Annotated in this window: 12 protein-coding genes; 1 reads left to right on the top strand and 11 read right to left on the bottom strand. The window is 38.0% G+C overall.

The window, feature by feature from the left end; translation table 11 throughout:
- Positions 1-512: 512 nt before the first annotated feature.
- The 4 genes from IPP64_00140 to IPP64_00125 form a co-directional block, all read right to left on the bottom strand.
- Positions 513-1,505: a hypothetical protein gene (locus IPP64_00140; protein ID MBL0327842.1), complete on the bottom strand. Its 993-nt coding sequence runs from the start codon at positions 1,503-1,505 to the stop codon at positions 513-515.
- A gap of 189 nt (positions 1,506-1,694) precedes the next feature.
- A complete protein-coding gene (locus tag IPP64_00135) occupies positions 1,695-3,260 on the bottom strand; it encodes a T9SS type A sorting domain-containing protein (protein MBL0327841.1) in 1,566 nt (521 codons plus the stop codon).
- Between the two features lie 87 nt (positions 3,261-3,347).
- Positions 3,348-6,614 carry a SpoIIE family protein phosphatase gene (locus IPP64_00130; protein ID MBL0327840.1) on the bottom strand — a complete coding sequence of 1,089 codons (3,267 nt, stop codon included), beginning with the start codon at positions 6,612-6,614 and terminating at the stop codon, positions 3,348-3,350.
- 9 nt (positions 6,615-6,623) lie between these two features.
- Positions 6,624-7,973: a hypothetical protein gene (locus IPP64_00125; GenBank protein MBL0327839.1), complete on the bottom strand. Its 1,350-nt coding sequence runs from the start codon at positions 7,971-7,973 to the stop codon at positions 6,624-6,626.
- Between the two features lie 113 nt (positions 7,974-8,086).
- Here IPP64_00125 and IPP64_00120 point away from each other — a divergent pair, with 113 nt between their 5' ends.
- Entirely contained in the window at positions 8,087-8,473 is a 387-nt protein-coding gene (locus IPP64_00120) for a glyoxalase (GenBank protein MBL0327838.1), read from the top strand.
- Here IPP64_00120 and IPP64_00115 read toward each other — a convergent pair.
- The 7 genes from IPP64_00115 to IPP64_00085 form a co-directional block, all read right to left on the bottom strand.
- Positions 8,465-9,055, bottom strand: a complete 591-nt coding sequence (locus IPP64_00115; GenBank protein ID MBL0327837.1) for a pseudouridine synthase — start codon at positions 9,053-9,055, stop codon at positions 8,465-8,467. The genes IPP64_00120 and IPP64_00115 overlap by 9 nt on opposite strands.
- A gap of 103 nt (positions 9,056-9,158) precedes the next feature.
- Positions 9,159-9,827 carry a hypothetical protein gene (locus tag IPP64_00110; GenBank protein MBL0327836.1) on the bottom strand — a complete coding sequence of 223 codons (669 nt, stop codon included), beginning with the start codon at positions 9,825-9,827 and terminating at the stop codon, positions 9,159-9,161.
- Between the two features lie 68 nt (positions 9,828-9,895).
- Entirely contained in the window at positions 9,896-10,738 is an 843-nt protein-coding gene (locus IPP64_00105) for an ABC transporter permease subunit (protein ID MBL0327835.1), read from the bottom strand.
- Positions 10,738-11,658: an ABC transporter ATP-binding protein gene (locus IPP64_00100; GenBank protein ID MBL0327834.1), complete on the bottom strand. Its 921-nt coding sequence runs from the start codon at positions 11,656-11,658 to the stop codon at positions 10,738-10,740. Before IPP64_00100 ends, IPP64_00105 begins: the two co-directional genes overlap by 1 nt.
- 42 nt (positions 11,659-11,700) lie before the next feature.
- Positions 11,701-13,014: a deoxyribodipyrimidine photo-lyase gene (locus tag IPP64_00095; protein MBL0327833.1), complete on the bottom strand. Its 1,314-nt coding sequence runs from the start codon at positions 13,012-13,014 to the stop codon at positions 11,701-11,703.
- A 90-nt stretch (positions 13,015-13,104) separates the two neighbouring features.
- Positions 13,105-13,611 carry a sigma-70 family RNA polymerase sigma factor gene (locus IPP64_00090; GenBank protein MBL0327832.1) on the bottom strand — a complete coding sequence of 169 codons (507 nt, stop codon included), beginning with the start codon at positions 13,609-13,611 and terminating at the stop codon, positions 13,105-13,107.
- 186 nt (positions 13,612-13,797) lie between these two features.
- Positions 13,798-14,667 (bottom strand): MerR family transcriptional regulator, encoded by an 870-nt coding sequence (locus IPP64_00085; GenBank protein MBL0327831.1) that lies wholly within the window; start codon positions 14,665-14,667, stop codon positions 13,798-13,800.
- Positions 14,668-14,680: the final 13 nt, after the last annotated feature.

The raw sequence follows: 14,680 nt of genomic DNA, 5'->3' as shown, positions 1-14,680 counted from the left end.
TGCAATGTTCTGTGTCGCTGTCGTGGTCAGAATGGTCGGTTGTGGTGAATGTAGATTGGTCGGCACTCAGATATTTACAGTCGTCCTTGTCGCTGCACGGCATAACTGCCAGTGTCAACAAATAAAAACTAAATATGAGTGTAAAGACTTTTTTCACGGGGTCAAAGATACGAAGAAATATTGTTGGGTGTGCAGAAAATTGTCGGGTGGCGCGTTAGTGCGGTTGGGCAAAATAAAATGTGCTGCAAAAGCGGGTCGGCTTGTGGGTGGCTTTGCAGCTCTTTTTATTTTGCGAAGGGATAGCCAAACGGCTTTGCCGAAAATTGCATTGTCGGTCGGTTTATGTCTGTCGGTTAATGGTCGCACTGTCGGGTTTTAGGGTTGCTGATAACGGTTTGCGTGCAAACGAAGGCCGCGAAACCAAAGCGCTGAACTGCAAACCTAATACAAACTTAAAAGAAATATCTGAACTTTCAAATTATTGCAAACCAGCGGCTTTCGTTTGCACGCTGTTAGCTGCTGCTGCTTTTTTGTTGTTCACTTCTCTCTCTAATTATTTCTAAAATGTTTTTTTGAATGTCTCTCATTATTAACTTACTCCAAAGTCCACTGTAAAAATTAAATCTTGTTGAAAGTCTAAATTGTGAAGTCAAATGTAAAGTTAATTTGTCTTCATTTATTTTTTCAATTTCATACTTACCTTCTAAAACGTCAAAATATTTACCACCAACCGTAACATGTTCGTCAAGTGCTTTTGGTGGAATTGATTTTGGGTCAGCGACAATATTAAATGCTAATATTTTGTCTGGTTTCATTTGAGTAACAGTCTCGGTAAAAAATAATCCACGAGCAAAAATGGCTTTCCTTATTCCTCCTATTGCAATTGTGTCAAGTTCAGCCTTTATTGGTCTAGGAAAACCCATGAATTGAAAAAGCGAATTGTTGTTCTCTCTTTCTGAAATTGGTTTTACTCTTGTAATATTGCTCCAAACAATTTTGTCAGTTGAGTTGATTTCAATTGAAGTGTGTTCTGTAAATATTTTGTCAGTCAGTCCAAGTTGATTTTCAAATGGCGCAATTAAAAATGGAAGAAAAACAAATAATGAAACATACAATTTATCTGTTTTGTTTCGCTTGAATACTCTTGTTCCAATAAGTCCACCAAGTAAAGACATAAAAAGAAAAACCGGTAAGGCCATTAATGCACAAATTATTCCTTCTTGTCCAAAAAGTAATGAAACTCCCACAAGTCCAATAACTGAAAAAATTGGCATTGTTATGATTGCAATTTTTCTAGAACTTGTTATTTTGTCTTGGTGATAAGATGTAATTAGGCCAATTACAAATGGAACTATAAACATAAATGAAATTGTCATTAGTCCAAATGTTGGAAAAAATGGCTTATCCTCTGTGAAGTCTTCCATTGAAAAAATTGCTCTTGCAAAAAGTCCATAAGCAACTCCATAAAATAATCCTTTCCAATTTTTTATGTCAGTATAAAACATGCTAATTCTGTCAATGGTTTTTCAATGTTAAGATTTTGGCGGCAGTTGCAGCTAACGTTCCCAGGCCTGGCGCTCGTTTGGGTTTCTTACTATAATTTCAATTGCGAAGCCTGATTATCAAATGTACTCAAATTTGTATTCCGAAGCAAAATGCCCAAATGGCGCCAGACCTGTGTTACCAGTTGTGCTTTATTCAATTATCAATTTACCATTCATTTCAACTCCAGCGCCTGTTATAAGTTGGAAGAAATATAAACCATTCAATAAATTCTGTCTCTCAAGAATTATTGTTTCTGTTGTTACTTGCTCAATTTTACGAACCAATTGTCCTTGAACATTATATAAATTAAAAATGTATTTTCTATTTTCAGGATTTTCAAAATTCAGTGTAGCATAATCTGTCAAAGGATTCGGAAAAAAATTAATGTCTACGTTTTCCTTGTCGATTATTTCTATTCCAACATTTGTGCACAAAGTGTTTACTATTGTTCCGCTATTTAAAATTGGAATTACGCTATTCACAGTCCCGCCACTAGAAATTGTCAAAGTTGGAATAGTTACAGTTGAGATTGGAGAGTTCACGATTGTGGCTGTAGTATTTTGATTGCAAATTCCATTTCCATTACTGTCGGTTTTCACAAAATAAAAATCATGACTTCCAGCACCAAAACTTTGCCCATAACCAACAATGGCGTAGCCATTGTCGGGAGTTTGTTTTACGTTTGTTGCATAGTCATCCATTGAACCACCGAATGTTTTTGTCCAAGTTGTATCTCCGATTGAATTGGTTTTGATAAAGTAATAATCTGAACTCCCTGCTCCAAAACTTGTTGTATATCCCGTCAATATATATCCTAAATCATTTGTCTGCTGAACACAATAAGACCATTCATTCCCAACTCCTCCAAGTGTTTTTTGAAAAGTAGGATTTCCGCTACTATCTGTTTTGATTAAATAAAAATCGTAATTCCCAGCGCCAAAGCTGTTCGTTACTCCAGAAATAATAAATCCTCCATCGGAAGTTTGTTGAATTGAATTTGCCCTGTCATCTCCTCCACCTCCATAAGTTTTCATCCACGTCACATTTCCATTTTTGTCAAATTTAGTTGCAAGAAGGTCGTTGCCCCCAGCTCCAACACTTGAAGTTAAACCAACTGCGATATAACTGCTGTCGGTATTCTGAATAATTGAATATGCATTATCATTTCCAACGCCTCCAATACTTTTACTCCAAACAATATTTCCGATTGAGTTTGTTTTAACAATATAAAAGTCATTGAGTCCTGAACTAAAGCTATAAGTATTTCCAGCAATAATAAATCCTCCGTCCAATGTTTGCTCGATTGAATTTACAGTTTCATCAGCACTTCCTCCAATCGCTTTCGTCCATTGGTTGTTTCCATTAGCATCTAATTTTATTAATAACATATCTAATCCTCCTGCTCCAAATCCATTAGTTCGTCCTGCTGCAATAAATCCGCTGTCGTTAGTTTGTTGAATTGTATAAATCAAATCCATTCCTCCGACATTAATATCTCGTGTCCAAGATGTGTCTCCGATAGCAGTTAGCTTGATTATGTAAGCATTTCCAAATCCAGTATATCCACCTAGAACAAATCCTCCGTCATAAGTTTTGTCGAGACCCCAAATTTCTTCGTAAGCTGTCGTTCCAAATGTTTTTTGAAAAATACTCTGTCCTGATACTGTGAAGGTCAGTAAGCTAATTGATAGGATTATGGTTGTTCTTTTTAGCATTACTGGTAACTTGTATATACTCGCCATAACATGGCGTAAATATGCCCAATATGGAAATGTTTACGCCATAGCGTGGCGATTTTTTGTTTACACTCTTACCCCAATCACCAACATATCATCCACCTGTTGCAATACTCCTCTCCATTCTTCAATAGAACGCTCCAAGGCAATTTGTTGTTGTTCCATGGAAACTCCGTTTAAGTTGAGGAGCATGGTTTTGAATTGTGCTTGTTTGAATTTTTTACCATCTGGTCCACCAAACTGATCGGCAAAACCATCGGAGAAAATATAAATGGTATCGCCTTTTTGAATCGGAACAATGTGGTTGGTATAATTTTGTGTTTGTGCATCGGTATAACTTCCAATCGCAATGTTGTCTGCTTTTACTTCAATCAATTCTTTTCCGCGCACAATAAACAACGGATTGTAAGCTCCGGCATATTGCAATTCCATTGTTTTGAAATTAATAGCACACAAGGCAATGTCCATTCCATCGCGCAAACGCGCATCCACCGAAGTTTGATTCAAGGTTTCGCTTACGCCTTTGTTTAATTTATCTAACAACTTAGAAGGAATCACCGCAATGTTTTCGTTCACCGCTTGGTTTAAAATATTGTAACCCACAATACTCATAAACGCTCCGGGAACACCATGTCCGGTACAATCTACTGCTGCAAATAATATTTCATCTCCTTTTTTCTCTAACCAATAGAAGTCGCCACTCACAATGTCTTTCGGTTTAGAGAATACGAACGAGTTCGGGAAGTGCGATCTGATAACATTTTCCGGAGGAAGGATGGCTTCCTGAATGCGTTTTGCATAACGGATACTATCGGTAATGTCTTTGTTTTTTTCTGCCAGCTCAGCATTTTTAATCGCCAACTCTTCGGTACGTTCTTCTACTTTGTCTTCCAATAATTTTTTTGCATTCTTTAATTTTTGTGTACGCATCTTATCAAATACATACAATCCAAAAATCGCGAAGGCAAATACTAAAACATAAAACACCGCTGTTTGCCAAAATGGTGGAGCAATTTGAAATTTATATTCTGTTGCTCGGATGTTTCCTGTTCCATCGTTATTAAATGCACGTACTAAAAACGTATACGTTCCCGGAGGCAAGTTGGAATAAACTGCTTCGTTGGCTGTTGTATAGCCCGGAAGCCAATCTTTATCAAATCCTTCTAATTTGTATTGGTATTTTACTTTTTCGGGATTGTTTAAACTCACTCCCACAAAGTTGAACGTCAAATGATTTTCGTTGTACTTGAATCGTGCATCATCCGGAAATTCAAAATCTTTCATAAACAATTTTAAACCGGTGATGAACGTAACCGGCTCAACCGAGTTCGGTTTGTCTTCTTTCGGAGAATAGCGAACTGCGCCCATAATGCTTCCATACCAAAGGTTTCCTTCTTTGTCCATGCATACGGCATTCGGGTTGGTTTCAACACCTAGGAAACCTTCCGACTTTCCATAGTGCACAAACGTTTTCGTTTTTTCATCAAAACGATCGATGCCTCTGCTGCTACCAATCCAGATATGATTTTCTTTATCAGCAATGATGGAGTAGGGTGAGTCGGTTGTTAAACCTTCTTTGATGGTATAGTTGGTAAACGTGTTTCCATCGTATTTGTACAAGCCACCACCGTAGGCGCCAAACCACAAGTTGTGATTTTTGTCTTCGTTGATACATAAAATAAAACGGTGACGCATGCCATCTTCTTCATCAAACGATTTAAAGCTGGAACCATTAAATACCGACAATGTTCCGCCCAATGCACCAAACCATAAGTTTCCTTTTGAATCTTTAAAGATGCGGTAGACATTGTTTCCGCCAAGACCATCGGCAATTGAATAGTTACGAAAGGTTTTTGTTGTGGGGTCAAACTTGGAGGCACCTTCTTTTGTTCCAAACCATAAATTTCCTTGGTTATCGTCACTGATCGCATACACCATATCACCTGCTAATCCATCGGTAGTGGAATAGGATTCGAAGCGTTCGGTGGCTTTGTTGAATTTACAAACCCCGCCAAAGCCTGTTCCAAACCAGATGTTTCCGTTTTTGTCTTCGAAAGAAGAAAGGATCACATTGCTTGGTAATCCGTCCTTGGTAGAATAATTTTTGATGGTGTGATTTTCTTTTCTGTTAAAATCAGAATAGCTGAACGAAATTTTAGAAATACCATCGTTTGTTCCCAACCAAATATTTCCTTCTTGATCGCATAGAGTGGTCCATACTAAATTGTTGACGATCAAATCGGCTTCATCATAAATCTGAAAGCGTTCACCACGGTATTGATTTAATCCAATGTCGGTACCAATCCAAACGGCTCCTTCACGGTCTTGGAAGATGGTGTTTACATTAAAATAATTTAATCCTTGTTTGGTATTGTAATTATAAATGACCGCTTTGCTAAGCGATGTTGTACGTTCTTGTGAAGGGTAAGGCGTAATTTTAGTTGCACCGCCACCGGTAGTTCCTACCCAGATGTTGTGTGATTTGTCTTCAAAAATGCAGTTCACAAAATCGGCACCCAATCCATTTTTTGTATCGAAACGATTTCCTAAACCATCAATGGTTTTTGTGGGAAGCTTTACGCTAAAATCGTCTTTTACGATCAATGCCATTACACCGGCATCGGCCGAACCAACCCAGATTTCGTTATAGTTGACCAAGGCAAGTGTGGTGATGCGGTTGCTATGCAATCCATTCCCGATATTTAAAATGCTATAGGAAGTGGAAGAAGTAATGTTTGCTTTGATATCATAAATGGTAATTCCGATATCCGTTGCAATCCATACATTTCCTTTTTGATCCAAACATACATCGTAAACATTATCGCTGCTGAGTCCGTCTTTTTTGTTTAACGAAATCATGTTTTTGTTGGCCGGGTCGTACACAAAAATTCCTGCGCCTTCCGTTGCAATCCAAAAACGTTGATTCCCATCTTGAACGATAGAGGTTACGGTTTTAAAACGAGTGTATTCTTCTAAGTTTAAATTTTCAATTTTTTTGGTTTTATGATTGTACATGGAAACGCCACCTGCCCAATGTCCTAACCAAATATTTCCTTTTTTATCTTTACACAAAGCGGTTACCCAATCTTCTGCTAATGAATCTTTGCGAGAGAACGTTTTAAATTCTCTTCCATTGTATTTGGTCAATCCTGAAAGCGTTCCAATCCACAAGTTGCCATCATCATCTTGCGCAAGGTCTTGTACTTGCGATTGTGACAATCCTTGTTCCACGCCATAATAAATGAAACTTGTTGTTTGGGCATGAAGTTTATTCAGAGAGAGTAGTATGCATTGGAGTAGCAATACATAACCTACCAAGTATATTTTTTTCATCGTTGCCATTTATTTATTTTGATAAGCTGAGAAAAATGCAATTTCTTTATTGTAAACTAATTCGTCAATTTCAACACCATTTTTATAACAATACACCGTTCCCCAGAAATAGGTTTCTTTCACGTAGGTATCTAATTTTTTTCCTTGAGTAACAACAGTGGTACGAGTTGTTTTGATCATGCCTTCGTCAACAGTTACCGCAAAATTCGGAGGATCTTTTTGTGTATATCCGCGCACATCCGGCAATGTTTTTTGTTTGCTGATGCGGACGGATCGCTCAGCAAATGCAGCAGCTTCCACCAACTTTTTCATCTCGTTGTTTTTCTGTTGTTGGTTGGCAAGCAATTCTTTTTTCTTCAATTTTTGTTCTTCGCGCAGCTTATCAGATTTTGCTTTTACATCCGCTTCCTTACGCATTTGTGTGATCACGGTATTGGTGCGAGCGTCTTGTTTTTGTTTGTTGTGTGCTTTTTGTTTTGCGATGCGTTCGTTTTCGGCAACCATTTTCAACAGATTATTTTCATAATCGGTTTTAATTTCTTTGTTCTTTTTCGCCATTGCATTTTTGGCTTCTTTTTCGCGTTGCAAGCGAATGGCTTCTGTCTCCATGGTTTCATCCACAGGTGTTTCTTTGTTGGCATTTTCTTTTAAGCGCGCCAACTCAGCAGCTCGTTCTTTCTCTTCTGCTTCCAGGCGAGCCAGATAAGCAGCTTTGGCTTCCGCTTCTAAGCGTGCTTTCTCTTCGGCATCCTTTTTTGCTTTTTCTGCTGCAAGGAGTTTGTCTTTTTCCGCTTTCTCTTTCGCTGCTTTTTCTGCCAACAATCTGTTTTGCTCTTCCAGGTCAATCAATAAGTCTTTTGTAAACTGCGCCAGATAAGCTTCATCATCCATGAATGCTTTTTTACCATCGTAGATGACTTTGGTGAATGGATTTTTAAATTTGGTGATTCGTACGGAGGTGTTGTTCGTTTCAAAAAACGGCACTTCGGTAAGATAAAGCGGAAAGATGTTGTTTTTCTCTTTTGGCAATTTACTGGTATATACCATGAGGTGCATGTCCACACAGCCGGGATAAGAAAATGCGATTTTATAATCGACACCAAAAACGAGTGAGAAAGAAAATTTCCCGTTTTTCCCTGTTTTAATTTTCTCTTGTTCGATGGTTCCGTTGCGATAAACGGTAACGGTTGCTCCGGATAAAACCTTTCCATCTTTCACTGTTTTCCCTTCAAACTCGAGCATTCCGGGAGCTTGTGCAGAAAGTTTAGCGGTAAAGGAGGAGAAAACAAGGCATACGAAGAAGATCCTGATGAGAGGAGATTTTAGTTTGTCGATAAAATGCGCGACTTGGTACTGCATAAGGATTGTTTTATCCGAAAACGAAAGTAAGCAAAAATCTCCTATTTTTCAAGGGTGTTTCAACATTATTAAACAAAGCATTGTTAGGATTGTTAGCCTATCTTAGAACCTCCATGGAAAACCGAAACGCACACTTAAAAAACATCCGACCGGAAATTTCGATAGAAACGGGGAATGCCTCTGTTGCTGAGCTTTTCCAGAGTCAAACACTTCGTCCGATACTAAAATTTCAGAATGAAATGATACTCGCTGCATTTAAAAATTATTTGACGGATGTAAAAATTGATTTTCGTCAGTTGACAGATGAAAAGAAAGAAACCTGCATTCATCAAGCGATGAAAAAAGATTTGGGTTTAAAAAATGTATTGTTGGGTTTCATCATCGGTTATTTTACAAGTGATGAATACAGTATTTACAGTCAGCAGAAACCGGAATTCAATAAACGAATTGTGGAAATGTTGATCAAGCGGATTTCAGATCAAAAAGAAAAACTAGTCTAACGGAATGTTTAACCGTTTGTAAATCGCATCCCTTTTTAATTCACGCACTTCATTGGGTTGCATTTTTTCCAGTCGAATGTCTTCAATCGCAATGCGAATCAATCGCAGGCATGGAAACCCAACACCTGCCGTCATTTTACGCACCTGGTGAAATTTCCCTTCGGTTAATGTCAGCTCAATCCACGATGTTGGTAGTCGGTCGCTAATCGGATGTGCGCGAGGTGGAAGGCTTTCCGGCTTTTTTACTTGTTTGGCTTTGCAAGGTTTGGTGAGGTATGGACCGGCATCCAATGCAATCGTTACGCCTTCTTCCAATTGTTTGAGCGCTTCATTGGTAATGATTCCTTGCAGCTGAACCAAATAAATGCGTTTGTGTTCAAACTCTGGTTTTAATAAACGGTAGTTTAAATTTTTATCGTTGGTTAAGATTAAAAGTCCTTCGCTGTTCTCATCCAATCGGCCGAGTGGATAAACATCTTTCGGAAATGAAAATCCGAGTTCACCCAAACACTTTTTCTTTTTATGAGAAGAAGTGAATTGAGAAATCATTTTATACGGTTTGTAAATGATGTAATAGTTCACAGGGCGAAATTAGAAAATTAATTCCAATTGACACCGAATAGAATCGGCATACACACTGCTAAACTCAAAACATCCTTCAGATAGTTTTGCGCTAAGCAGTGTATTACTTTTTAAAGATGGAATCGGGGATGCCTTTATTTATCTGGTAATTGGTGAGGGTGATAAAAATCTGACCTTTTTTATTGTCTTTCTTTTTATCCTCTTCCTTCGGTTGGTTGTTAATGTCTGCTGCAACACTTTTTGGAATCTTGAATTTTTTCACGTCTACGGTAAAGGTCATTTTATCGGGTAAGCCGTATGCAATCTGTGTTCCGTAAGTATACTCCGTTAAAATGGTTCCATTCGATTTGGTGGTGAGTTGTGATTTTAAGATGATGTTTTGTTTGGTGTCTACCCATAATTTTCCTAAAATCAAATCGCTGGTATCTGCATTAGGAATGATGTTGATAATGATGGCTTGAGTGGTTCCAATCATTTCTTTTCCTTGAATGATGGTGGAAAAAGAGTTGGTATCCGCCAACATTTTGGATGCTTGGTCAAATCCTTGTCGCGGTACAATGGCAATGCTTTTCGATTCTACTTTAAATTTATCTTTTTGTTTGGAATACACTTTTGCATCAATCGGCATCATACGAATAAAAGGCATGTCCACTTTCACATTAATGTTTACGGAATAATCTTTTGCCTTTTGAATTTTCGAATATACTTTATTTAAAATAGCATTGGCGTTTTCCTGCGCAGAGATTGAAGAAGCGGAAAGGAGAATTAGCATGCCAATAAAAAAACATGCCCTTCGACTCCGCTCAGGGTGACGTTCTATTGAACGAATCGAATTTTGTATCATGATAAAATATCCTTTCTCTTAAATTTATAAACGGCAATGGCAAGTAACCCAACAATGTGTAAAACCAAAATCCAGGTGGATTCAATAATTTTATCCATTGGGAGTGGATCTTCAAAGAAGTTGCGCCAAGCCACCATGTGTGAAGTAAACAAATACGGTTGAATTTTTTGTAATGAAGGAACATCCAAGGTTCCGATAATGGTAAACAAAATGATGATGGCCATGGTAGTTACAATCGGACCGATGGAATTTTCTGAAAAGCAAGAAAGCGTTAACGACAACGTTGCAATCATCACCATGGAGAGATAAGCAACACCAAAGCCGCAAATGAATCGCCACGCTAAATCGTGTTCCTGCAGAACGATTAATCCATCGCTGTTGAGCACCATCAAATCACCGGTTCCAAATAACCATTTGCCTACAATCAACGCCATGAAGGCCATCCACAATAAAATCACAAGTGTGTATGCGCAACCCGCCAGGTATTTTGAAAATAAAATGCTGGTACGTGAAATGGGTTTTGTTAAAAGTAAACGAATTGTTCCCATGGCACCTTCACCCGAAACCAAATCTCCGGTAACCAAAGCAATTAAAAGTGGAACATGAATGATGAGCATTTGTAAAATAATAAAGGCGATGAGGTTGCCATTTAAAATATTTCCTTCAAAAGCAAGTGATTGTTCGAAGGGTTGTGTTACAAATGAAATAAAACTCATTCCATCCGATTTCATCGCAAATAAAATAATCACAATGATGAGTGTAATTGCGCCAACACCAATATAACTGCGAGGTTTCGCAGCAATTTTAATAAATTCGTTATAGGTGCTTTTCCAGAACATCAGGCGTTAATCAGTTTTAAAAAGTAATCTTCCAGTTTTCGTTTGGCTTCAATTGAATACACATTTACTCCATTGTCGGTAAACAATTTATTCACCACCGGAATTTTTTCTTGCGAAAGATGCAATTGCAAGGTTGTTGTTTCTGTTTTATCAATGAGTTCACTCATGGATGCATTTTGCAGAAGTTGTTTTGCTTTATCAAGGTTGTCGACAGTGAAGGCAACAATCAATTCTTGTGCGTTCAACAATTCTTTAACGGAGCCTTGCACAATGGTTTTACCTTTGCTGATAATCACCATTCGGTTGGCAATCAATTCAATTTCCGAAAGAATATGTGATGAAAGTAAAACGGTTTTGTTGCGTTCGTTTTTTAGTTGAAGAATTAAATTACGGATGTCGATGATTCCCTGAGGATCTAGTCCGGTAGTGGGTTCATCTAGAATAATTAATTCAGGATCGTGAATAAGTGTTTGTGCAATGCCCAAACGTTGTTTCATTCCATGTGAAAATCCACTGAGCTTATCTTTCTCTCTGCCTTTTAAGCCAACAAATTCAATGATTTCGTGCACTTTACTTTTGGTGACATTCATTCCCGATAAGCGCGCAAAAATTTCAATATTTTTTTCTGCAGATAAATATTTATAGAAATCGGGTTTCTCTACGATACAACCAATACGTTGTAAAATATAATTTCGGTCTTTTGCTAGATCTTTTCCAAACAGCTTTAACTCGCCACCACTGGGCTTAATCAGCGAGAGCATGGTGCGGATGGTGGTACTTTTTCCGGCACCATTCGGACCTAAAAATCCAAACACATCACCACGGTACACGTCAAAACTAACATCTTTCACCGCTTGGAATTTTCCAAAATGTTTTTCAAGATGTTTTATTTCAACTATTTTTTCGTTGGTATCCGACATAAAAGCGGGGAGGAATTATACTGCAAAGTTAGGGTTAAATCGCTACACGGGGATATTTCCCAATGCATTTTTATAAGTATTTAACACTCTTTCACGAGCAACTTTATGATCCACGATTGGACGAGGGTAGGTAAGTTCTTCGAATTCGGGAACCCATTTGCGAATGTAGTTCAATTGAGGGTCGAAGCGTTGGGTTTGGGCATCCGGACTAAATACTCTGAAGTAAGGAGCAGCATCGCAACCGGAGCTGGCGGCCCATTGCCAGCCACCATTGTTGGCCGAAAGGTCGAAGTCCATTAGTTTTTCGGCAAAATAGGCTTCACCCCATCTCCAGTCGATGAGCAAATGTTTCACTAAAAAGCTGGCAACAATCATCCGCACACGGTTGTGCATAAATCCGGTGGTGTTGAGTTCCCGCATTCCGGCATCCACAATCGGGTAGCCGGTTTGTCCGTTGCACCAAGCAGCAAACTCGGCTTCATCATTTCTCCAGGGAATACGGTCGTATTGCTTTTTGAAAGAACCATTGACCACATGCGGGAATTGAAAAAGGATGGTCATGTAAAACTCACGCCAGATCAACTCGTTGAGCCATTGGTCGTTTAAGAGTTTTGCTTTTGCTGTAAGGTGGCGAATGCTAACCGTTCCAAAACGTAAATGAACACTTAATCTGCTCGTCCCTTCAATCGCAGGAAAATTGCGCTGCTCATGATAATTGGAAACAATCTTTTCATTCAGTGAAGGTGCAGCATACGTCATTCCGCTGGATTGAAATCCAATTTCGTTTAAGGATGGAAAATGGAAAGGGGCTGTTTTGAAAAAATTCGAAAAATAAGTTTCGGTGTCAAAAGATTTTAAATGAAATTCAGCAAGTCTGCTTTTCCATTTACGCATATACGGTGTGAAAACTGTATACGGCAAACCATCATCTTTTGTAATTTCATTTTTTTCGAAGATCACTTGATCTTTAAAAGAATAAAAGGGAATTTTATTTTTGTTGGCAATAAACTTGATGGCTTTGTCGCGCTCAATAGCCGCAGGTTCATAATCACTATTGCTATAAATATTTTTTATGGTATGCGTTGAAAGTAATTCCTTAAATACAGCTTGCGTATTTCCGTGAAGCACAAGTAAGGAGCTTCCGATTCCAACGAGTTGTTTGTTGAGTTCGTTGAGTGCAAGGTGAATAAATTCTACACGTTTATCTTCCTTGTTTTCGAGACGATCGAGGATGTCGGTATCGAAAATAAAAATCGGAAGAACCGTATCATTGTTTTTTAGTGCATGGAATAAACCGGCATTGTCATTCAATCTTAGATCTCTTCGAAACCAAAAAATAGTTTTAGCTACTGTCACGTTTTGTTTTTTATAGATGATATACGCTAATAAAGCGCTTGTAGATTTTCAATGAGGTGCTTCCTCAATTTTTTCTAAAACAGAATTTTGTTAGTTCGCATATTCTTTTAAGTCTTGCATCAATTTTTTACGTGCAAGAAAAATTCTGCTTTTCACTGTTCCTATTGGCAAGTCCAACTCATCTGCAATCTCTTTGTATTTGAAACCATCGCTGTAGCGCGTGAACGGAATTTTATATTCATCCTCCAAAGCATTGATGGCATTGTTGATTTGTTTAAGATTGATTTGAGAGTTGGCATCAGGACCGTTACTTCCGTTTACCGGACGCACGATGGATAAGTCATCCGTTTGTGTAATGATTTGTCTGGTTTTCACCGATCTTCTATACGTATTAATAAACGTATTTTTCATGATGGTATACAACCATGCTTTTAAATTGGTGGCGTCAGCAAATTTTTCACGGTATTTTAATGCCTTCAAAAAAGTTTCCTGAACAAGGTCTTGTGCTTCTTCGCTGTTCAGCGTTAAGCTATATGCGAAATTTTTTAACGGTGTTCGCTGATTCACCAACTGTTGATTGAATTCGATTGCTGTCATGTAGTTTTTTGTTTAACGTTTTGACTAAAATGTTTAACAAAAGTAATCAAAAGTTCAACAAAACAAAGAAATGTTTAACTAATTATTCAAAAAATTAAACAATTTTAACAAATGGGAGCATAAAAAACAGATAATCAGTTGGTTGCCAACTGGAGTAAATGAAAAAAACTGATAAGTGATTGAAAATTAAGAAATTAAAGCAAGAAGCTCGGCAGGAGTTTTGAATGTTTTGACGTTGGCAGGAACGGTGATTTCATTCGAAAAGATCTGATAACCAGATAATAAGATCGTCTTGTCAGGGAAAGTGGTCGAAAGCTGATTCACATAGCCTTGTATTGAGTCCATCGAATGGGTTAAAACCGAAACGATGTACTCTGAATTCTTGATTTCCACCACTCTTTGAACATCAAGAACGGGAACCGATTGGCCCAAATAGGTTGGTAAATGTCCTTTTGACTTTAACAAATACGTAAAATAGAGTAAACTGATTTCATGCAGTTCGTCTTCCGGCAAATAGAGTAAGAATTTTTTTGAATTTGGTGTTTCAACTACTGCTTGGCCGTCAATCGCAACAATAATTTTTTGTCGTATTAAATTAGAAATAAAATGTTCTTGAGCGGGATTGATGCTTCCGGTTTGCCACATCACACCAATTTTATGTAGAAAAGGATAGATGACTTCTTCGATGGTATTCGCAAATCCTTTGTGTAAAATCTGATTGGAAATAATTTTTTCGAAACGTTGTTCATCCATTTCCACCATCGAAATAATCAAGCTGCTAACTTGTTCGCATTCGTTGATTTCGCTGTCTACAATTTTGGTTACTTCCGAAGCAATCTCCGCCTTTGTTAATTCTGCAATTTTTGAAATCTTATACCCGTGGTTGTTTAATAAACTAACATTCAGTATGTTTTTCAGTTCTTCGTTGCAATACCATCGGATGTTTGTATCCGTACGGTGGGGTTTCAAAATTCCGTAGCGTTGCTCCCAAATGCGCAGCGTATGTGCTTTTACACCGGAGAGCTTTTCTAAATCTTTTATTGAAAACTTGCAAATCATTGTTGAGTAT

The organism is Bacteroidota bacterium (assembly GCA_016722565.1).
Lineage (GTDB): Bacteria > Bacteroidota > Bacteroidia > 2-12-FULL-35-15 > 2-12-FULL-35-15 > 2-12-FULL-35-15.
This window is presented reverse-complemented; position numbering and strand designations above follow the sequence as displayed.